Raw genomic sequence first — 18,764 nt, 5'->3', positions numbered from 1 at the left:
GCTCGGGACGAACGGAAAAATGGACTCTCCGCAAGCGGGAGGGGAGGATCGGCGTCCTACCTTTGTTCGCTTACCCCGCCAGTCGCGCCTTCACCAGGCCGCTGGCCTTCGCCATGTCCATCTGGCCGGCGTGGCGTTCCTTCAGCGCCGCCATTACCCGGCCCATGTCCTTGACCGACGCCGCCCCCAGCTCGGTGGCGATCGCGTCGACGGCGGCCGTCGCTTCCGCTTCGCTCATCTGCTGCGGCAGGAAGCGTTCGATCACCGCGACCTCGGCGGCTTCGGCGGCGGCCAGTTCGGGGCGGTTGCCCTTCTCGTACATGTCGATCGATTCGCGGCGCTGCTTGATCATCTTCTGCAGCACTTCGGTGATCAGCAGATCGTCGTCGGGCTGGCTGGCGGCGGTGCGCAGCTCGATGTCGCGGTTCTTGATCGACGACTGGATCAGCCGGATCGCCGCGGTCGTCGAGGCGTCGCGCGCCTTCATTGCGACGACGAGCGCCGTCTTGATATCGTCTCGAATCATGGGGGGCCTGTCGCAGCTGGATCGGAAAGGCGGAGTGCTAGCACAGAGATTCTTATTTTAATAGAATTGACCCTGCCGGGACCGGTGCCTAGTTACGCCGCCGTTTGCCCCGCACCCTGTTGCCAAGAGGAGAGCCCGATCGTGGCCGAAACCGATCACGCGCGTCTGACACCCCCCGAGGGCGCAACGGGCGTTTTGGTGTTGGGAGACGGCACTTTAATCTGGGGCAGGGGATTCGGCGCAACCGGCGACGCGGTTGGCGAGGTCTGCTTCAATACCGCGATGACCGGATATCAGGAGGTGATGACCGATCCCTCCTATGCCGGGCAGATCATCACCTTCACCTTCCCGCATATCGGCAATGTCGGCACCAACGTCGAGGATATCGAGGCGATCAACCCGCATGCGCTGGGCATGGTGGTGCGTGAGGATGTCACCGACCCCGCCAATTTCCGCTCGACCCAGCATCTCGACGCATGGTTGAAAGCCAATGGCCGGATCGGCCTGTCGGGGGTCGACACCCGCGCATTGACCCGGGCGATCCGGATCGGCGGCGCGCCGAACGGCGTCATCGCGCACAGCCCGAGCGGCAGGTTCGACATCGCCGCCCTGCAGAAGAAGGCCCGCGATTGGCCGGGCCTCGAAGGCATGGATCTCGCGAAACAGGTCTCATCCACCCAGAGCTACAAATGGTCTGACGGATTGTGGGCGTTGGGCGAGGGCTATGACGTCGACGCCGCACAGCCCGATGCTCCCCATGTCGTCGCGATAGATTTCGGCCTGAAGCGCAACATCCTGCGCAATCTCGTCGCCGCCGGCGCCCGTGTCACCGTCGTGCCCGCCACCGCGACCTTCGAGGAGGTGATGGCGCACGAACCGGACGGCGTGTTCCTGTCCAACGGGCCGGGCGATCCGGCCGCCACCGGCGAATATGCGGTGCCGGTGATCCGCCAGCTGCTCGAGATCGGCAAGCCGATCTTCGGCATCTGCCTGGGCCACCAGATGCTGGGCCTGGCGGTGGGCGCGAAGACCTTCAAGATGCACCAGGGCCACCGCGGCGCGAACCATCCCGTCAAGCGCGCCCAGGACGGCAAGGTCGAGATCACATCGATGAACCACGGCTTCGCGGTCGACGCGGAGACGCTGCCGGCCAATGCCGAGGCGACCCATGTGTCGCTGTTCGACGGTTCGCTGGCGGGGCTTCGGCTCACCGACAAGCCGGCGTTCAGCGTGCAGTACCACCCCGAGGCCAGCCCTGGGCCCCAGGACAGCCACTATCTGTTCGAGCAGTTCGTGAGCCAGCTCAGGTGAAGGCGTGGCTTGCAGCAGTGGCGCTGGTCGGCATCGCCATGCCGGCGGGAGCGGTTGAGCGTAGCGCGAGCCGCATCACCCAGGGCGAGCTCGACACCATGGCCGATCTCTGCGCCGTGGATAGATTGTCCTACAAGTTATTGAAAACAGGTAATATAAAGTTCAAGTCGCGAAAGGTTGCTCGCCGCAAGACGACCGGCTGCCTGCTGACCAGGATCGTGCAGGACCATCCCGGTACGCGGATCATCTTCCCCGACAAAGCGCCTCGTTCGAAAGCCCGATAATGCCAAAACGCACCGACATATCCTCCATTCTGATCATCGGCGCGGGCCCCATCGTGATCGGGCAGGCGTGCGAGTTCGATTATTCGGGAACGCAGGCCTGCAAGGCGCTGCGCGAGGAGGGCTATCGCATCATCCTCGTCAATTCGAATCCTGCGACGATCATGACCGATCCGGACATGGCCGACGCCACTTATGTCGAGCCGATCACGCCGGAGATCGTCGCCAAGATCATCGAGAAGGAGCGGCCCGACGCGGTCCTGCCGACGATGGGCGGCCAGACCGCGCTCAACACCGCGCTCGCGCTGTTCAACGACGGCACGCTCGAGAAATATGGCTGCCAGATGATCGGCGCCGATGCCGAGGCGATCGACAAGGCCGAGGATCGGATGAAGTTCCGTCAGGCGATGGACAAGATCGGCCTCGAAAGCCCGCGCTCGGACGTCGCCCACACACTCGACGAGGCGCTGCGTGCACTCGACAATGTCGGGTTGCCGGCGATCATCCGGCCCAGCTTCACCATGGGCGGCACCGGCGGCGGCATCGCCTATAACAAGGACGAATTCCTCAAGATCGTGACCGGCGGGCTCGATGCCTCGCCGACCACCGAAGTGCTGATCGAGGAATCGGTGCTCGGGTGGAAGGAATATGAGATGGAGGTCGTGCGGGATCGCAACGACAACTGCATCATCATCTGTTCGATCGAGAATATCGACCCGATGGGCGTTCATACCGGCGATTCCATCACCGTCGCCCCAGCGCTGACGCTGACCGACAAGGAATATCAGATCATGCGCAACGCGAGCATCGCGGTGCTGCGCGAGATCGGCGTCGAAACCGGCGGATCGAACGTCCAGTTCGCGGTGAACCCGGTGGACGGGCGGCTCGTCGTGATCGAGATGAACCCGCGCGTGTCGCGCTCCTCGGCGCTGGCCTCCAAGGCGACGGGCTTCCCGATCGCCAAGGTCGCCGCCAAGCTTGCCGTGGGCTATACGCTCGACGAGATCATGAACGACATCACCGGGGCGACCCCGGCCTCGTTCGAGCCGACGATCGATTATGTCGTCACCAAGATCCCGCGCTTCGCCTTCGAGAAGTTCAAGGGGGCCGAGCCGCTGCTGTCGACGGCGATGAAATCGGTCGGCGAGACGATGGCGATCGGCCGCAACATCCACGAATCGATGCAGAAGGCGCTGCGCGGCCTGGAGACGGGCCTTGCCGGCTTCAACATCGTCGAAAGCCTGTGCGGTGCGTCCAGGTCGGCGATCGAGGAGGAGCTCGCCCGGCCGACGCCCGATCGCTTCCTCGTCGCGGCCCAGGCCCTGCGCGAGGGGATGACCGTCGAGGAGATCCACCGCATCTCCAAGTTCGATCCCTGGTTTCTCGAACGGCTCGCCGAGATCGTCGCTGCCGAAGAGCGGGTCTGCCGCGATGGATTGCCGCGGGATGCCGCCGGGATGCGCCGTCTCAAGGCGATGGGCTTCTCGGACAAGCGGCTCGCCTGGCTGGCGCTGCAATCGGCCAATCTCGCGGGCATGGCGCGCGAGCAGGCGCGCGGATCGGGCATAGTCCACGATGCGGCGAAGGCGTTGACCGGCGGCATCACCGAAAAGGAGGTGCGCGCGCTGCGCCACCGGCTCGGCGTGCGCCCGGTGTTCAAGCGGATCGATACCTGCGCGGCCGAGTTCGAGGCGAAGACGCCCTATATGTACTCGACCTATGAGGCGCCGAGCTTCGGCACGCCCGAGTGCGAGAGCATGCCGACGAACCGTGAGAAGATCGTCATTCTCGGCGGCGGTCCCAACCGGATCGGGCAGGGCATCGAGTTCGATTATTGCTGCTGCCACGCCTGCTTCGCGCTGGCCGATGCAGGTTATGAGACGATCATGGTCAACTGCAATCCCGAGACCGTCTCGACCGATTACGACACGTCCGACCGGCTCTATTTCGAACCGTTGACCGCCGAGGACGTGCTGGAGATCCTGCATGTCGAGCAGTCGAACGGGACGCTGAAGGGCGTGATCGTCCAGTTCGGCGGCCAGACTCCGCTCAAGCTCGCACAGGAACTCGAGGATGCGGGCATCCCGATTCTCGGCACCTCGCCCGACGCGATCGACCTCGCCGAGGATCGCGAGCGCTTCGCTGATCTGGTTGGCAAGCTGGGGCTAAAGCAGCCGCGCAATGGCCTTGCCCGCAGCCGCGAGGAGGCGCTCGCCGTCGCCGAGCGGGTCGGCTATCCCGTGCTGATGCGCCCGTCCTATGTGCTGGGTGGCCGCGCCATGGAGATCGTCGAGGATCCGGTGCAGCTCGATCAATATATTAACACTGCGGTGCAAGTATCTGGTGATTCGCCAGTTTTGATCGATCAGTATCTGCGTGATGCGATCGAGGTGGACGTCGATGCGATCTGCGACGGTGACGATGTCGTGGTCGCCGGCGTTCTCCAGCATATCGAGGAAGCCGGCGTGCATTCGGGTGACAGCGCCTGCTCGCTGCCGCCCTACAGCCTGTCGCGCGACATCGTCGACGAGATCGAGAAGCAGACCGATGCACTGGCGCGGGCGCTGTCGGTGCGCGGGCTGATGAACGTGCAGTTCGCGGTGAAGGATGGTTCGGTCTACCTGATAGAGGTGAACCCGCGGGCGAGCCGCACCGTGCCCTTCGTCGCCAAGGCAATCGGCGAGCCGATCGCCAAGTTCGCGGCGCGGGTGATGGCCGGCGAGAAGCTGAAGGACCTGCCGAAGATCAGCCTCGACATCGCCCATATCGCGGTGAAGGAAGCGGTCTTTCCGTTCGCGCGCTTCCCCGGCGTCGATCCGGTGCTGAGCCCCGAGATGAAATCGACGGGCGAGGTGATGGGCATCGACAGCGATTTCGCCACCGCCTTCGCCAAGGCGCAGTTGGGAGCAGGCACCAAGCTTCCGCTCGGCGGCACGGCCTTCGTCTCGGTAAAGGAGAGTGACAAGGGCCCGATCTTGCCGGCGGTTCAGAAATTGATCGCGATGGACTTCACGATCCTCGCGACCAGCGGCACCGCCGCCTATCTGCGCGCGCAGGGGCTGGAGGTCGAAACGGTCCTGAAAAAGCGCGAGGGCAGGCCCAACATCGTCGACCGGATCGTCGACGGCGATGTCGACCTGATCTTCAACACGACCGAAGGCTGGCAGTCGCTGCTCGATTCCAAGGCGATCCGCACGTCGGCACTCTATGGGCGGGTGCCCTATTTCACCACCGCGGCGGCCAGCGTCGCTGCGGCGCAGGCGATAGAGGCGCTCAGGGAGCGCAAGCTTGAAGTACGCGCGCTTCAATCCTATTATTCAGCATCGCACGCCTGATCCCCACATTGCAGGAGACGGTGCGGGCGGCCCGAATGGGGCCGGCCGGGGATTGCGGCTTTTGACGAAGGGGTTTGAGGACGATGGCGAGCGTTGAGAAGATGCCGATGCTGGCGGAGGGGCAGAAGATGCTCACCGAAGAGCTCGCGCGCCTCAAGGCCGAACGGCCGACGATCATCGATGCGATCGAGGAAGCTCGTGCGCACGGCGATCTGTCGGAAAATGCCGAATATCATGCGGCCAAGGAACGCCAGGGACAGATCGAAGCGTCAATCGCGGACATCGAGGACCGGCTGAGCCGTGCCCAGGTGATCGATCCGCGCGATCTGTCGGGTGACAAGATCGTGTTCGGCGCGACCGTCACCCTGCTCGACGACGACGAGAAGCCGGTCCGCTACCAGATTGTCGGACAGACCGAGGCGGACGCCAAATCGGGCAAGATCTCCTATAATTCGCCGCTCGGCCGCGCCCTCATCGGTAAGCGCGTGGACGACGAGGTCGAGGTGACGGTGCCGTCGGGTGACCGTTTCTACGTCGTGTCGAAGATCGAGTTCATCTGAACCGAACGGCGGCAGCGATGCGATTGCCGCCAACGCGCGCCACCGGCTTGATCGCTGCCGCGACGGTGGCGAGCTATGTGTTGTTGATGCTGTCCGGTTGGGCTGACAGCGCCGATTTGCTCGGCGGTTTCGTGCCCGCGCGGGTGAGCGGCTTCGAACTGCCCGGTGCGCTTCCGGTCTGGATCACCCCGCTGACCGCCACCTTGCTGCATGGCGGGCTGTTCCATATCGGCTTCAACCTGCTGATGTTCGTCTTCTGCGGGCGGATGGTGGAGGCGGTCATCGGGCCGCTCGGACTCGCCATCCTATATGTCGTGGGCGCTTATGCGGCGGCGGGCGCGCAATATCTCGTTGGCCCTTATGACATGGCACCGATGATCGGGGCGAGTGGCGCCGTTTCGGCGGTGTTCGGCGCCTATGCGCTGCTCTATGGCCGACCGCGCGGCTTTGCGGCCCATCCGCGGATCGGGCTTGCCGTCAACATCCTCTGGCTGGCGGTGGCCTGGGTCGGCGTGCAGTTCCTGATGGGGATGGCATTGGGGATCATGGGCATGGCGATCGCGACGGCCGCGCATGTCGGCGGATTTATCGCAGGCCTGGCGTTGATCCGGCCGCTGCTGGCAATGGAACGGCGCCCAGCCTGAAGTGAGAGCTACGCCAGGTCCGGCTCCAGCAGCTTGTGGAGGTGGACCACAACATATTTCATCTCGGCGTCATCCACCGTGCGCTGAGCGGCGCCGCGCCAGGCCTTCTCGGCGCTCTTATAGTCCTCGAAGAAGCCGACGACGTCGATCTTGGACAGGTCTTCGAAATCGAGGCCCCGCGGATCCTTGACGCGCCCGCCGAAAACCAGGTGGATCTTGCTCATGCCGATACTCCGTTGATCGCCACAGGGGCGAAGCCATCCGCCACCTCCTGTCGAAAAACAGCCGCAATTGGAAGGTCGTTATGCAAGGTGACGGCGCGCCGCGAGCTTGCCGTCACCAAGCGGAGGTCAGCCGCGCGCCTTCATCATGGTGATCAGGCCATTGATGCCTTTGCGTTGGATGATCGCGTCGAAATCCTGCCCCTGGGTTACCGCCAGGTTGATATTGGCGACGGTCAGGTTGGTAACCTTGAACGCGCCGCCGACGTTGGCGACCGACCATACGGCAGTAATCGGCTGGGCACCGGGCTTCTGGACCTGCGTGGTGACGTTGAAGCCGCTTCCTGCCGGCGCCGTGCGGATCACCTTCATCGACGCATTGGCATAGTCGTACAGATTATCGGAATAAGTGCCGATGATGAAGGTCGGGATTGCCTGCTTATAGGATGCCTTCTGGGCCGGCGTGATCTGGCTGGACCAGCGACGGATGAGACGCTCACCAATCGCATCGATGGCGAAATGCTGTGACAGAAGATCGCGGAACTTGGCGCGCACGGCGGTCTTGTTCCCGGTCTTGAGCACTGCGAAAGCTTCGGTGCCGAGCGACGATATGAACGTGCCGGCGTCCTGGTTGGCGACCACGGCCGCCCGTGCGGGCGCGATCGGGGCCGTCATCATCGTGCCGGACATCAGCGCCGCGCCGGCAATATACAAAATGGTCTTCATTATGTGCCTTCTTCTGCATGGGCTCGCCATAGGCGCGCCGTTGGGGACCGCCCTAGAAGCGGCGCCATGAACCCTGATTGAACCGTGGCCGTTCCGAAGCGATCAGCGGCGAACGGCGTCGACGGCCGCGCTGCCGGCGGTTTCCGCGACCTGAGCGATCGAGTCGATCAGCTTGCCGACGGTCTTGCCGGCCGAATTGCTGCTGATGCCGAGCTCGTCCAGCTTCGCCTGTCCGGCCTCCCGAGCCGCGGTGACCGCGCCCTTGGCCTTGTCGTTGATCGAGCCACCGATTGATCCGAGCAACTGCTCTTCCTGGCGCGTGCGCGGCAGCAGCGCTCCGATCACCGCGCCTAGCGCCACGCCTCCCACCAGCGCTGCCACCGGAAAGGCGTCGACGCCCTCGACGGCCTTCCGGCTCGCCGCGCGTGCGGCGGCGCTGCTGCCTTTGAGCTTCTCGCCCGCAACCGCCGTAACGCGGGTGGCGCGCGCCTTGATGCCGGCTGCGCCTTTCGCTGCCGGCCTGGCCCGATTATTCCGGCTTTCCGTGCCGGAGGCAGCCTTGCCCCGGCCGGTCTTGCCCTGCTCACCCTTGCCTGGCGTCTTCATGAGCCTGTCTCCTCGTCTTGCGATCGGGACGATCGCGCAGCTTGTTGGCGTTTCAAACTCGCCGCGCTTCGCCGGGTTGCACGGCCAAGCCCGGTCACGAACCGATAGATGGGCGGGCGCACCAGCAGCAGCAAGATGGTGACGGCCACAGCGGTTGCCCTTGCGGGCCGACGGCGGACGGCGGCGAGCGCAGCGTGAGTCAAAGCCTGCGCCCGATCCACCACCTCGTCGGCGAGATCGGCGAGCAGAGCCTGCGGATGCAGTCGCGCCTGGGCTGCTCCCACGGTTTCGGCCAGTTCGGCGCGCGCCAGGTGCGAGCGTTCCCGCATGCTGGCGAAGAGCTCTTCGAGCCGGCTTACCCCCTTGCCGTCGTCATTCTGCTCGTCGTCGATATCCTCGACGACGAGCATCAACTTCTTCACGCCGGCACGGACCAGGAAGACGGCGAGGCCGACACCCAGCGCCACCGACACCGCTGCCCCCCCGAGGCGCCCGATCCAGGGCGTCAGCACGAAGGACAGGGTGACAAGGAAGGTCACGGCCGCCGCCTGGCCCATGATCGCGCCGATCAGGCACAGCAGCGCGCCAGTGCGCGCGCGGCCGATGCGCCTATAGAAATCGGTCCGGAACAAGGTGAGCTCGGCCTTGGCAACCGTGCGCGCGTCGTCGAACAGCCGCGCGAGCAGCGCGCCGATCGTTTCCTGTTCCTGCTCTGGCCCCGGCAACAAAGGATCAGCTGATCGGCGGTATGAAGTCCGGCGCGCCCGGCGTTGACACGGGATCGCCCGTGTGGACCGTCTCCGGCGCGTTCTTGCGCGGCGCGACAGCAGCATCTTCGGGCGCTGCCTTCGCGGCCTTGGGCGTAAAGCCCGACTTCACCACCCTGGCCGCCAGGAAACCGACCGCCGCCGCCGCGGCGATCGCGATGGCAGGCGAGCTGCGGACAGCGTTGCGGGCATCGTCGATCAGTTCGTCGGCATCCTTGTCGCGCAGCGTGTTGGCGAGGCCACTGACCGCATCGGCAGCCTGCTGGACATATCCGCCATATTGATCGCCGAGCTTGCCGCTGACCTGGTTCGCCGCGTCGCCGACGAGGCTCGCTACATTGTCGAGCGCCTCGACCGCACGGTCCTTGCCTTGGCCGGCATAGTCCCGCGCCCGGGAAGCGGCCTGCTCGGTGAAGCTCGATGCGGTGTCGCCGAACGCCTTGCGGGCGCTTTCGAACGGGCTTTCGGCAGCGCTGCCGCTGCCCTCGTTCAGATTGTCGGTCGCCATGTCGATCGTCTCCATTTGGGAAGTCAGTCCATCAACCACGTGGGGAGAATAGCGTTCCTTTTCCAGATCCGAAACGACTTCATATTTGCCTATCTCAAGCCGCGCGGATAGAGCGCGCGCAACCTACCGTCCACCAGCAAAGGTATTCGCGCACATGACCGCCATCGTCGACGTCCATGCCCGCCAGATCATCGATAGCCGGGGTAATCCCACCGTCGAAGTCGACGTGACCCTGGAGGATGGCAGTTTCGGCCGTGCAGCGGTACCGTCCGGCGCTTCGACCGGCGCCTATGAGGCGGTGGAGAAGCGCGACGGCGACAAGAAGAAGTGGCTCGGCAAGGGCGTCGAAACTGCGGTCGATGCCGTCAACGACGATATCGCCGACGCCATCATCGGCATGGAAGCCGAGGACCAAGGCGAAATCGATGCCCGGATGATCGAACTCGACGGCACCCCCAACAAGAGCCGACTCGGCGCCAATGCCATCCTGGGCGCGAGCCTCGCGGTGGCCCGTGCGGCTGCCGAAGCACGCGCGCTACCGCTCTACCGCTATGTCGGCGGGGTTTCGGCGTCGGTGCTGCCGGTACCGATGATGAACATCATCAACGGTGGCGCGCATGCCGACAATCCGATCGATTTCCAGGAATTCATGATCATGCCGGTCGGTGCGCCGACGCTGTTCGATGCGGTTCGCTGCGGTTCGGAAATCTTCCACACCCTGAAGAAGGCGCTGCACGACAAGGGCCTGGCGACCGCGGTCGGAGACGAGGGCGGCTTCGCGCCCAATCTCGCCTCGGCACCCGATGCGCTCGACTTCATCATGCAGTCGATCGAGAAGGCGGGTTATCGGCCCGGGGACGATGTCGTGCTGGCGCTCGATTGCGCAGCAACCGAGTTCTTCAAGAACGGCGTCTACGATTTCCACGGCGAGGGCGTGAAGCGCTCCCCGGCCGAAATGGCCGACTATCTCGCAGATCTCGCCGCGCGTTATCCGATCGTGTCGATCGAGGATGGCATGGGCGAAGATGATTTCGAGGGCTGGAAGATCCTGACCGACAAGATCGGCCACAAATGCCAGTTGGTCGGCGACGACCTGTTCGTAACAAACCCCAAACGGCTCGCGCAGGGGATCAAGGATGGCCTGGCCAACTCGCTGCTCGTCAAAGTCAACCAGATCGGCACGCTGACCGAGACGCTCGAGGCGGTCAACATGGCGCAGCGCGCGGGCTATACCGCAGTGATGTCGCACCGCTCCGGCGAGACCGAGGATTCGACGATCGCCGACCTCGCCGTGGCCACCAACTGCGGACAGATCAAGACCGGCAGCCTGGCGCGCTCCGATCGGCTTGCCAAGTACAACCAGCTCATCCGCATCGAGGAAGAACTCGGCACAATCGCGACCTATGCCGGCCGCGGGGCGATCAAGGCGCTTCGCTGATTTCGACGTCATTCCAGCGAAAGCTGAAATCTCTCTTTCTCGCTACAGATGGAGTGAGATCCCAGCTTTCGCTGGGATGACGATATCAAACATCCCAACCAGGATCTTCGCATGAAAACCCCCACCACAGCCGCTCCCGACATCGTTACCTTGAAGCGCGCGCTGCTATCGGTGTCCGACAAGAGCGGGCTCGTCGAACTGGGCCGGGCTCTGGCCGGGTGGGGGGTCGAACTCGTTTCGACCGGCGGCACCGCCAAGGCGCTGCGGGACGCCGGCCTGGAGGTGAAGGACGTGTCCGACATCACCGGTTTTCCCGAGATGATGGATGGCCGCGTCAAGACCCTTCATCCGATGGTTCATGGCGGACTGCTCAGCGTGCGCGACGATCCCGAGCACGCCCGTGCGATGGCCGAGCACGGCATCGGCGCGATCGACCTGGTGGTGGTCAACCTCTATCCCTTCGCGCAGACGGTGGCCAAGGGCGCCGGGCGCGACGAGATCATCGAGAATATCGACATAGGCGGCCCGTCCATGGTGCGCTCTGCGGCCAAGAACCATGCCTATGTCACGATCGCGACCGATCCCGCCGACTATGCGGAAATCATTGCGAGCGGCGGCACGGTCAGCTTCGACATGCGCAAGCGTTTCGCTGCCAAGGCCTTCGCCGCGACTGCGACCTATGACGCCATGATCTCCTCCTGGTTCGCGCATGCCGATCAGGGCCAGTTCTTCCCCGACACGCTGTCGGTGCCAGTCCGCAAGGCGGAAGAGCTGCGTTACGGCGAGAACCCGCACCAGCAGGCCGCGCTCTATGTTCCGGTCGGCCCGGGCGCGCGCGGCATCGCCCAGGCAACCCAGGTCCAGGGCAAGGCGCTCAGCTACAATAACTACAACGATGCCGACGCCGCGCTCGAGCTGGTGAGCGAGTTTCGCGACGGACCGCCAACGGTGGTGATCGTCAAGCACGCCAACCCGTGCGGCGTTGCCACCGGCGAGACGCTCATCGAAGCCTATGAGGCTGCGCTGGCTTGCGACAGCGTGTCGGCCTTCGGCGGCATCATCGCGGTCAACCGGCCGCTGGACGGCAAGACTGCCGAAGCGATCAGCGGCATCTTTACCGAGGTGGTCGCAGCACCCGACGCCGATCAGGACGCCAGGGCGGTGTTCGCCAAGAAGAAGAATCTCCGGCTGTTGCTGACCGGCGAGCTTCCCGATCCCGCGCGCCCTGGGCTTGCGATGAAGACCATCGCTGGCGGTATGTTGTTCCAGTCGCGCGACAATGGCCGGATCGCCGAAGCGGATCTCAAGGTCGTTACGAAGCGGGAACCCAGCGCGCAGGAGCTCAAGGATTGCCTGTTCGCCTGGACGGTCGCCAAGCATGTAAAGTCCAACGCCATCGTCTACGCCAAGGACGGCTCGACCGCAGGCGTGGGAGCCGGCCAGATGAACCGCCTCGAATCCGCCCGCATTGCCGCCTGGAAGGCGAAGGACGCCGCCGACAAGGCGGGATGGCGCGAACCGCGGACCATTGGCTCTGCGGTCGCCTCCGACGCATTCTTCCCTTTCGCGGACGGCTTGCTGGCGGCAGTGGACGCGGGCGCCACGGCCGTCATCCAGCCCGGCGGGTCGATCCGTGATGCCGAGGTGATCGCCGCCGCGGACGAGGCTGGGCTGGCAATGGTCTTCACCGGGATGCGCCACTTCCGGCATTGACCCGGGCGACGCCGCCTGCCTTTAGGAGAGGGCAGGGAGCGTTGGACATGGCCGAGGACTATAGCGAAGCGAACCAGCGCCAAGGGACGTTCGGGCCGCTGCGTGAGCCGCTGTTCCGCCGGATCTGGACCGCCAGCCTGTTTTCAAACTTCGGCACGCTGATCCAAGGCGTAGGCGCCGCCTGGGCGATGACGCAGCTGACGGGACGGGCGGATATGGTTGCGCTGGTACAGTCGGCCACCTTCGCTCCGTTGATGCTGATCTCTCTTCCCTCGGGGGCGATCGCAGACAGCTATGATCGCCGCAAGATCGCGCTGGTCGCGCTCGGCATCGCCTTTCTCGGTGCGATCGGTCTAAGCCTGGTGACCGTCCTGGGACTTCTCACGCCGGGCTTGCTGCTGCTGTTCTGCTTCATCGTCGGCACGGGCACGGCTCTGCTGTCGCCGGCGTGGCAGGCTTCCGTCGGCGAGCAGGTGCCGCCTAGTGCGCTTCCCCAGGCTATCACGCTCAACTCGATCAGCTATAATATCGCGCGCAGCTTCGGTCCGGCCATTGGCGGGCTGCTGGTGGCGATCGCCGGGGTCCTGGCGGCTTTCGTGTTCAACGCGCTTGCCTATCTTCCCATGATCATCGTGATGTTTTTGTGGCGGCGGCCGCCGGAAACATCGCGGCTGCCACCCGAAGCGCTGGGACGCGCCATCATTTCCGGCGTGCGGTTCGCGATCCATTCTCCGCCGATCCGGACGGTGTTTCTGCGGACCTTGATGGTCGGCATGATCGGTGCGTCGATCTCCGCCCTGATGCCGCTCGTCAGCCGCGAACTGCTCCGCGGCGGCGCATCGTTATACGGGATATTGCTCGGCTGCTTCGGTATCGGCGCGGTGCTGGGCGCGCTGGTGATGGCGCGGGTCAAGGATCGGCTGAGCGAGGAACAGACCGCCGCGGCCTGCCTCGTTCTCGTCGGGCTGTGCATGTTTGGAATCGGGCTCAGCCGCGATCGCCTGATGACTGGCCTGCTGCTGCTCGGCGCCGGGGCCGGGTGGATGATCCTGATGGCGATCAGCAACATCAGCATTCAGGTGTCGTCGCCGCGCTGGGTTACCGCGAGAGCGCTCGCGGCCTTTAGCACTGCCATCTGCGCCGGCCTCTCGATCGGTGGCTGGGTCTGGGGCCATGTCGCAGCCGATCATGGTACCGGTTTTGCGATGATGTTGTCCGGTAGCACGATGATCCTTTCGGCTACCGTGGGGCTGGTGCTGCGGATGCCGGAAATCGAGGAGCAGCGCGATCCCGATCTCGTTCCGAGCGAGCCGGACGTCCAATTGGAGGTCAGCGGCCGCAGCGGGCCGGTCATATTGACCATCGAATACCGAGTTCGCGCCAATCGCGCGCGCGCATTCTATACGGCGATGCTCGACATGGAGCCGATCCGGCATCGCACCGGTGCCTATGCATGGTCGCTGTCGCGGGACGTTGGCGATCCGGAACTTTGGATCGAGCGCTATCACATCCCGACCTGGCATGATTATCTGCGTCAACGCAGCCGCCTTACCGCCGCGGATGTCGCCCTCTGGGACCGCGCCCTTGCCTTCCACGAGGGGGGAGAGGTGACCATCCGCCGCATGCTGGAGCGGCCTTATGGCTCGGTTCGCTGGAGCGAGGATGTGCCTGACCGGGGCATATTGCTGCCGCTCCCACCTCAGGGCAGCTAGCCCTAGACACTCGGCGTAGTTTCAGGCGCTCAGGCTTGCTTCAGGCGGAACAGCATGCGGTCTTCGCTGGTGAAGCCGAAGCGCCAGATCACGATGCCGAAGGTCAGCAGGATCGCGGGGATGCCCAGCGAAAGCTCGAGCCATTCGGGGAGGTGCGTCGCGAGAGTTCCGGTGATGCCGGCCGCTAGCGCAGCCCAGATCAGCGGCCAGCGCCAGCCCGAGACCGGGGCCTGCAGCAGGAATGAGAGCAGCCGCGCCTTCATGATCGAGGCGATTCCCAATGCCATGGCCAGCGCTATCGCCGGACCTGCCGCCTGCCAGAGCGGCGGCACGCCGAGTTCGTCGCGCAAGATCAGCACGATGGCGAAGCTGAGCATGATCTGGATGCCGATCATGCCGATCGAGATCCACAGGTTGAGGTGGCGCGCGACATAGATCAGCGCGGCTTCGGACACCGCCGCGGTCGCCGCCACCACTTCGGCGAGCAACAGGAAGGCGAGAGCGCCCGTTCCCCCGACGAAGTTGGGGCCGACCAGGCCCATGACGCCCTCGCCCGGAATACCGAGCGCCAGCCCGATCGCCGCCTGTGCCGCGATGATCCAGAAGCCGACCTGCGCGACCTGTTTCGCAACTGCCTGGCGGTTGCCGATCTCCAGATTGCGGGTGATCACCGGCCCGAGGATGGGATCGAAGCTCGTCTTGAGCTTTTGCGGCAGCGACGCGACCTGTTGCGCGACATAATAGATGCCGACGATCGCCGGGGAAAAGAACAGTCCCAGGATCGCGATGTCGAGGCGGCGCGATCCCCATTCTATGGCATCGGCGGCGGCCAGCGGGACGTTGCGCCGAGCAAGCGAGAACAGCGATGCGGGGCGGGGACGCCAGCCGCGCGGCCGGCCGAAACTTTTCAGCAGCGGCCAGATCGAGGCGACCAGCGCTGCCGCCATTGAGATGACATAGGCGATGATCAAACCATCGCGGAGCGAGTAGAAGGCCAATGCGAAGGCGGCGATGCTGATCGTCCATGGCTCGATGACCGACCGCGCACGCACGGTGGCGGCGATGTCCAGGCGATAGGCCAGCGCCGCGAGCGAGATATCCGACCAGGCGAGCGCGAATATCGTCAGCGGCAGCAGCCATTCCAGGCCGTTGATGCCGCTATTGGGGAACATGAGTTCAGGCAGCGTGCCGAGCACCGTCGCGGCGATGGCCGAAGCGACCGCCGCAACGAGCAACGCGTCCCATACGACATGGACATGGGGCCGATCGGTCGCCGAGAGTTGCGCCGCCAGGCCGCGCTTCAGGCCGAGCGTGGCGAGCGTCGCAACGAATTCGACGATGATCACGGCATAGGCAAAGCGGCCGAGAGCGTCGGCGCCGTACCAGCGTCCGGCGATGAACAGGAAGGGCAGGCGCGCGGCCAGGCGCAGCAGGAAGCCGAAGAAATTCGTCCGGCCGCCCTTCGCCAGGGCCTTGATGTCGTCGCCTGCCTCCGGCGGCTCAGGAACTGGCGTCAATGCGCCGCGCCCCAGCTTTGGCCGGTGCCGATCTCCACGCCGAGCGGAACCGACAAGGTGACCAGAGGCTCCGCAGCCCTGGCCATGACGTCGTGGATCACTGCCGACGCGGCCTCGGCCTGGTCGGGCGCGAGTTCGAACACCAGTTCGTCGTGGACCTGCAGCAGCATCTTGACGTCGCCCAACCCGGCAGCCGCGAGTGCGGGATTCATTCGGATCATCGCCCGCTTGATGATGTCGGCGGAGGTGCCCTGGATCGGCGCGTTGATCGCCTGGCGCTCGGCCGACTGCCGTTCGCCCTGTTTGGCGCTGCGGATCCACGGCAAATGAGTCTTGCGGCCGAACAGGGTCGTCACGAAGCCCTGTTCGCGAACTTGGCCCAGCGTGGCCGCGATATAGTGGTTGATGCCGGGGAAGCGGGCAAAATAGCGGTCGATCATTCCCTGCGCTTCCTCGCGCGAGACTTCGAGCCGGCCAGCCAAGCCCCAGGCCGATATGCCGTAGAGGATCGAGAAATTTATCGTCTTTGCGCGAGCGCGGGTGTCGCGGTTGACCTCGCCGAACACCTCCTGCGCGGTCAGCGAGTGGATGTCGTCGCCGTTGGCGAACGCTTCCTTGAGCGCCGGGACATCGGCCATATGGGCGGCGAGGCGCAATTCGATCTGCGAATAGTCGGCCGACAGGATGATCTTGCCGGGCTCGGCGACGAAGGCGTCGCGGATCCGCCGGCCGTGGTCGGTCCGGATGGGGATGTTCTGCAGATTGGGATCGGTCGAGGAGAGCCGGCCGGTCTGCGCCACCGCCATCGAGAAGCAGGTATGGACGCGGCCGGTCCGGGGATTGATCTGGCTCTGCAGGGCATCGGTATAGGTCGACTTGAGCTTGGTGATCTGGCGCCAGTCGAGCACCAGTCGGGCGATCGCCACATTGTCGCCGGCAAGCCGTTCGAGCTCGGTGACGTCGGTTGAATAGACCCCCGTCTTTCCCTTGCGGCCGCCCTTCAGGCCCATCTTGTCGAACAATATGTCGCCGAGCTGCTTGGGGCTGCCGACTGTGAACGGCGTACCCGCCTCGGCGTGGATAAGCGCCTCCAGACGAGCGGCTTCGCCCGCGAACTCGTGCGACAGCCGTGCCAGTTCCTCGCGGTCGACCCGAATCCCGGCCATTTCCATGTCGGCGAGAACCGGCACCAGCGGTCGATCGACCAATTCGTAGACGCGCGTTGCGGCTTCGGCGGCGAGGCGACCCTTGAGCCGCTGCCACAGCCGGAAGGTAACGTCGGCGTCTTCGGCGGCATATTCGGTGGCGGTGTCGAGCATCACCTTGTCAAAGCTGATCTGCGCCTTGCCGGTACCGCAGACCGTCTTGAACTCGATGCAGGCATGTTCGAAGTGGCGCCTGGCGAGTTCGTCCATGCCATGACCGCCGAGCCCGGCGTCTAGATCGTAGGAAAGCAGCATCGTATCGTCATAGGGCCCTACCCGGATACCGTTCCGCGCGAGCACGACCATGTCATATTTAATATTCTGGCCGATCTTGAGGATATCGGGCGCCTCCAGCAGCGGCTTCAGCTTGGCCAGTGCCAGCGCCAGCGGCAATTGCTTTGGCGTTTCCGACAACAGCCCGTCGCCGACATGCGCGAGCGGGATATAGCAGGCTTTGCCCGGCGCGATCGCCAGGCTGACACCGACCAGCCCGGCGCGTACCGGGTCCACCGAATCGGTTTCGGTATCGACAGCGACTCGTCCACAGGAAAAAGCGTCGGCAATCCAGCGGTCTAGATCTGCTTCTTCGACAACCGTCTCATAGTCCTTGTGATTGAACGGTATATTCTCAACCACCGGCGCGGGCTTCTCCTCCGGCCCGGGCGCCAGCGCGAGCATGGTCGGACCGCCATTGGGAAGCGTGGCCGGGCCATTGCCGCCGCCGACCTTGGCGAGCAGCGACTTGAAACCCTGGTCTTCCAGGAAGGCGCGCAACGGCTCGGGCGGCAGGCCCTTCAGCTCCAGGCCATCGAGCGGCTCCGGCAATGGCGAGTCGCATTTCAGTCGCACCAGCTCGCGCGACAGCCGCGCATTGTCGGCATGGTCGATCAGCGACTGCTTGAGCTTCGGCTTCTTGATCTGGTCGGTGCTGGCGAGCACCGTCTCGAGATCGCCGAACTGGCGGATGAGCTCGCTCGCCGTCTTGGGTCCGATGCCCGGAACGCCGGGAACATTGTCGACGCTGTCGCCCATCAGCGCGAGCACGTCGCCCAGCGCCTCCGGCTCCACGCCGAACTTTTCCAGAACATGCTCGCGGCCCAGCCGGCGGTTGTTCATCGTGTCGAGCAGGTCCAGCCCCGGCCGGATCAGCTGCATCAGATCCTTGTCGGACGAGACGATGGTCACCTGCCAGCCTGCCGCCATCGCGGCTTCGGAATAGCAGGCGATGATGTCGTCGGCCTCGAGCCCGATCTCTTCGATGCAGGGCACCGAAAAGGCCCGGACCGCGTCGCGGATCAACGGAAACTGCGGGACGAGATCCTCGGGCGGTGGCGGGCGGTGCGCCTTGTACAGGTCGTACATGTCGTTGCGAAAGGTTTTGGACGACGCGTCGAGAATCACGGCAAGATGCGTGGGACCGTCGGCATGGTGCAGCTCATTGATCAGCTTCCACAACATCGTGGTGAAGCCATAGACTGCTCCGGCAGGGATACCGTGACGGTTGGTGAGCGGCGGCAGGCGATGATAGGCGCGGAAAATATAGCCCGAACCGTCGACCAGATAGAGATGCTTGGATGACATGGGACGGGTGGATAGCAGGCGTCGGGGCAGGGGGAAACCGGTGTAGCGCGGACATTGCACGATATCGCCGCCGGCCCGGCCAGCCTTTGTCCGCGGGCGCGAATCTACTATCG

16 protein-coding genes are annotated in these 18,764 nt (G+C 64.7%); 8 read left to right on the top strand and 8 right to left on the bottom strand.

The features are described from left to right. Nucleotides 1-70 precede the first annotated feature (70 nt). Nucleotides 71-526 carry a GatB/YqeY domain-containing protein gene (locus tag AC1DPF_RS00725; protein ID WP_477959209.1) on the bottom strand — a complete coding sequence of 152 codons (456 nt, stop codon included), beginning with the start codon at nt 524-526 and terminating at the stop codon, nt 71-73. A gap of 141 nt (nt 527-667) precedes the next feature. Here AC1DPF_RS00725 and carA point away from each other — a divergent pair, with 141 nt between their 5' ends. The 5 genes from carA to AC1DPF_RS00700 all read left to right on the top strand — a co-directional run bounded on the left by carA (nt 668) and on the right by AC1DPF_RS00700 (nt 6,657). Next, nucleotides 668-1,837: a glutamine-hydrolyzing carbamoyl-phosphate synthase small subunit gene (gene carA, locus AC1DPF_RS00720; RefSeq protein WP_477866410.1), complete on the top strand. Its 1,170-nt coding sequence runs from the start codon at nt 668-670 to the stop codon at nt 1,835-1,837. A 17-nt stretch (nt 1,838-1,854) separates the two neighbouring features. Next, nucleotides 1,855-2,121, top strand: coding sequence for a hypothetical protein (locus tag AC1DPF_RS00715; RefSeq protein ID WP_477866412.1), 267 nt, complete (start codon nt 1,855-1,857; stop codon nt 2,119-2,121). After that, the gene (carB, locus tag AC1DPF_RS00710) at nt 2,121-5,453 is read left to right on the top strand and encodes a carbamoyl-phosphate synthase large subunit (RefSeq protein WP_477959207.1); all 3,333 of its coding nucleotides are present in this window, start codon (nt 2,121-2,123) and stop codon (nt 5,451-5,453) included. Before AC1DPF_RS00715 ends, carB begins: the two co-directional genes overlap by 1 nt. Before the next feature lie 83 nt (nt 5,454-5,536). Beyond that, nucleotides 5,537-6,013, top strand: coding sequence for a transcription elongation factor GreA (gene greA / locus AC1DPF_RS00705; protein WP_477866416.1), 477 nt, complete (start codon nt 5,537-5,539; stop codon nt 6,011-6,013). A 17-nt stretch (nt 6,014-6,030) separates the two neighbouring features. Then, nucleotides 6,031-6,657, top strand: coding sequence for a rhomboid family intramembrane serine protease (locus AC1DPF_RS00700; protein ID WP_477866418.1), 627 nt, complete (start codon nt 6,031-6,033; stop codon nt 6,655-6,657). Nucleotides 6,658-6,665: 8 nt separating this feature from the next. Here the strand turns inward: AC1DPF_RS00700 and AC1DPF_RS00695 are convergent, their stop codons facing one another. The 5 genes from AC1DPF_RS00695 to AC1DPF_RS00675 form a co-directional block, all read right to left on the bottom strand. Then, on the bottom strand, nt 6,666-6,881 hold the full coding sequence (locus tag AC1DPF_RS00695) for a DUF4170 domain-containing protein (protein WP_477866420.1): 216 nt from the start codon (nt 6,879-6,881) through the stop codon (nt 6,666-6,668). A gap of 126 nt (nt 6,882-7,007) precedes the next feature. Beyond that, a complete protein-coding gene (locus AC1DPF_RS00690; protein ID WP_477959205.1) occupies nt 7,008-7,604 on the bottom strand; it encodes an MlaC/ttg2D family ABC transporter substrate-binding protein in 597 nt (198 codons plus the stop codon). Between the two features lie 102 nt (nt 7,605-7,706). Continuing rightward, a complete protein-coding gene (locus AC1DPF_RS00685; RefSeq protein ID WP_477866424.1) occupies nt 7,707-8,210 on the bottom strand; it encodes a hypothetical protein in 504 nt (167 codons plus the stop codon). Continuing rightward, nucleotides 8,207-8,935: a DUF3618 domain-containing protein gene (locus tag AC1DPF_RS00680; RefSeq protein WP_477959203.1), complete on the bottom strand. Its 729-nt coding sequence runs from the start codon at nt 8,933-8,935 to the stop codon at nt 8,207-8,209. The genes AC1DPF_RS00685 and AC1DPF_RS00680 overlap by 4 nt, the downstream gene beginning before the upstream one ends. Before the next feature lie 7 nt (nt 8,936-8,942). After that, complete coding sequence (locus tag AC1DPF_RS00675; protein WP_477959201.1) at nt 8,943-9,485, bottom strand: hypothetical protein; 543 nt, start codon at nt 9,483-9,485, stop codon at nt 8,943-8,945. Between the two features lie 154 nt (nt 9,486-9,639). On the opposite strand from AC1DPF_RS00675, the gene eno reads away from it, so the two are divergent. From eno to AC1DPF_RS00660, 3 genes are all read left to right on the top strand, one after another. Further along, a complete protein-coding gene (eno, locus tag AC1DPF_RS00670) occupies nt 9,640-10,923 on the top strand; it encodes a phosphopyruvate hydratase (RefSeq protein ID WP_477866430.1) in 1,284 nt (427 codons plus the stop codon). A gap of 111 nt (nt 10,924-11,034) precedes the next feature. After that, nucleotides 11,035-12,636 carry a bifunctional phosphoribosylaminoimidazolecarboxamide formyltransferase/IMP cyclohydrolase gene (gene purH / locus AC1DPF_RS00665; RefSeq protein ID WP_477866432.1) on the top strand — a complete coding sequence of 534 codons (1,602 nt, stop codon included), beginning with the start codon at nt 11,035-11,037 and terminating at the stop codon, nt 12,634-12,636. A gap of 47 nt (nt 12,637-12,683) precedes the next feature. Next, nucleotides 12,684-14,348 (top strand): MFS transporter, encoded by a 1,665-nt coding sequence (locus AC1DPF_RS00660; protein ID WP_477959199.1) that lies wholly within the window; start codon nt 12,684-12,686, stop codon nt 14,346-14,348. 29 nt (nt 14,349-14,377) lie between these two features. Here the strand turns inward: AC1DPF_RS00660 and AC1DPF_RS00655 are convergent, their stop codons facing one another. Beyond that, the gene (locus AC1DPF_RS00655; RefSeq protein ID WP_477959197.1) at nt 14,378-15,865 is read right to left on the bottom strand and encodes a lipopolysaccharide biosynthesis protein; all 1,488 of its coding nucleotides are present in this window, start codon (nt 15,863-15,865) and stop codon (nt 14,378-14,380) included. Then, on the bottom strand, nt 15,862-18,651 hold the full coding sequence (gene polA, locus AC1DPF_RS00650) for a DNA polymerase I (RefSeq protein WP_477866438.1): 2,790 nt from the start codon (nt 18,649-18,651) through the stop codon (nt 15,862-15,864). The genes AC1DPF_RS00655 and polA overlap by 4 nt, the downstream gene beginning before the upstream one ends. Nucleotides 18,652-18,764 lie beyond the last annotated feature (113 nt).

It is taken from the genome of Rhizorhabdus sp. P4_G6 (genome assembly GCF_056401045.1).
Note: the sequence above shows the minus strand (reverse complement) of the source record. Positions and strands in the feature narration are given on the sequence as shown.

Excerpts from the sequence above, each read along its gene's own strand:
- AC1DPF_RS00725 (WP_477959209.1), bottom strand. The coding sequence starts at position 526 with ATGATTCGAGACGATATCAAGACGGCGCTCGTCGTCGCAATGAAGGCG.
- carB (WP_477959207.1), top strand. The coding sequence starts at position 2,121 with ATGCCAAAACGCACCGACATATCCTCCATTCTGATCATCGGCGCGGGC.
- greA (WP_477866416.1), top strand. The coding sequence starts at position 5,537 with ATGGCGAGCGTTGAGAAGATGCCGATGCTGGCGGAGGGGCAGAAGATG.
- AC1DPF_RS00700 (WP_477866418.1), top strand. The coding sequence starts at position 6,031 with ATGCGATTGCCGCCAACGCGCGCCACCGGCTTGATCGCTGCCGCGACG.
- AC1DPF_RS00695 (WP_477866420.1), bottom strand. The coding sequence starts at position 6,881 with ATGAGCAAGATCCACCTGGTTTTCGGCGGGCGCGTCAAGGATCCGCGG.
- AC1DPF_RS00690 (WP_477959205.1), bottom strand. The coding sequence starts at position 7,604 with ATGAAGACCATTTTGTATATTGCCGGCGCGGCGCTGATGTCCGGCACG.
- AC1DPF_RS00685 (WP_477866424.1), bottom strand. The coding sequence starts at position 8,210 with ATGAAGACGCCAGGCAAGGGTGAGCAGGGCAAGACCGGCCGGGGCAAG.
- AC1DPF_RS00675 (WP_477959201.1), bottom strand. The coding sequence starts at position 9,485 with ATGGCGACCGACAATCTGAACGAGGGCAGCGGCAGCGCTGCCGAAAGC.
- eno (WP_477866430.1), top strand. The coding sequence starts at position 9,640 with ATGACCGCCATCGTCGACGTCCATGCCCGCCAGATCATCGATAGCCGG.
- purH (WP_477866432.1), top strand. The coding sequence starts at position 11,035 with ATGAAAACCCCCACCACAGCCGCTCCCGACATCGTTACCTTGAAGCGC.
- AC1DPF_RS00660 (WP_477959199.1), top strand. The coding sequence starts at position 12,684 with ATGGCCGAGGACTATAGCGAAGCGAACCAGCGCCAAGGGACGTTCGGG.
- polA (WP_477866438.1), bottom strand. The coding sequence starts at position 18,651 with ATGTCATCCAAGCATCTCTATCTGGTCGACGGTTCGGGCTATATTTTC.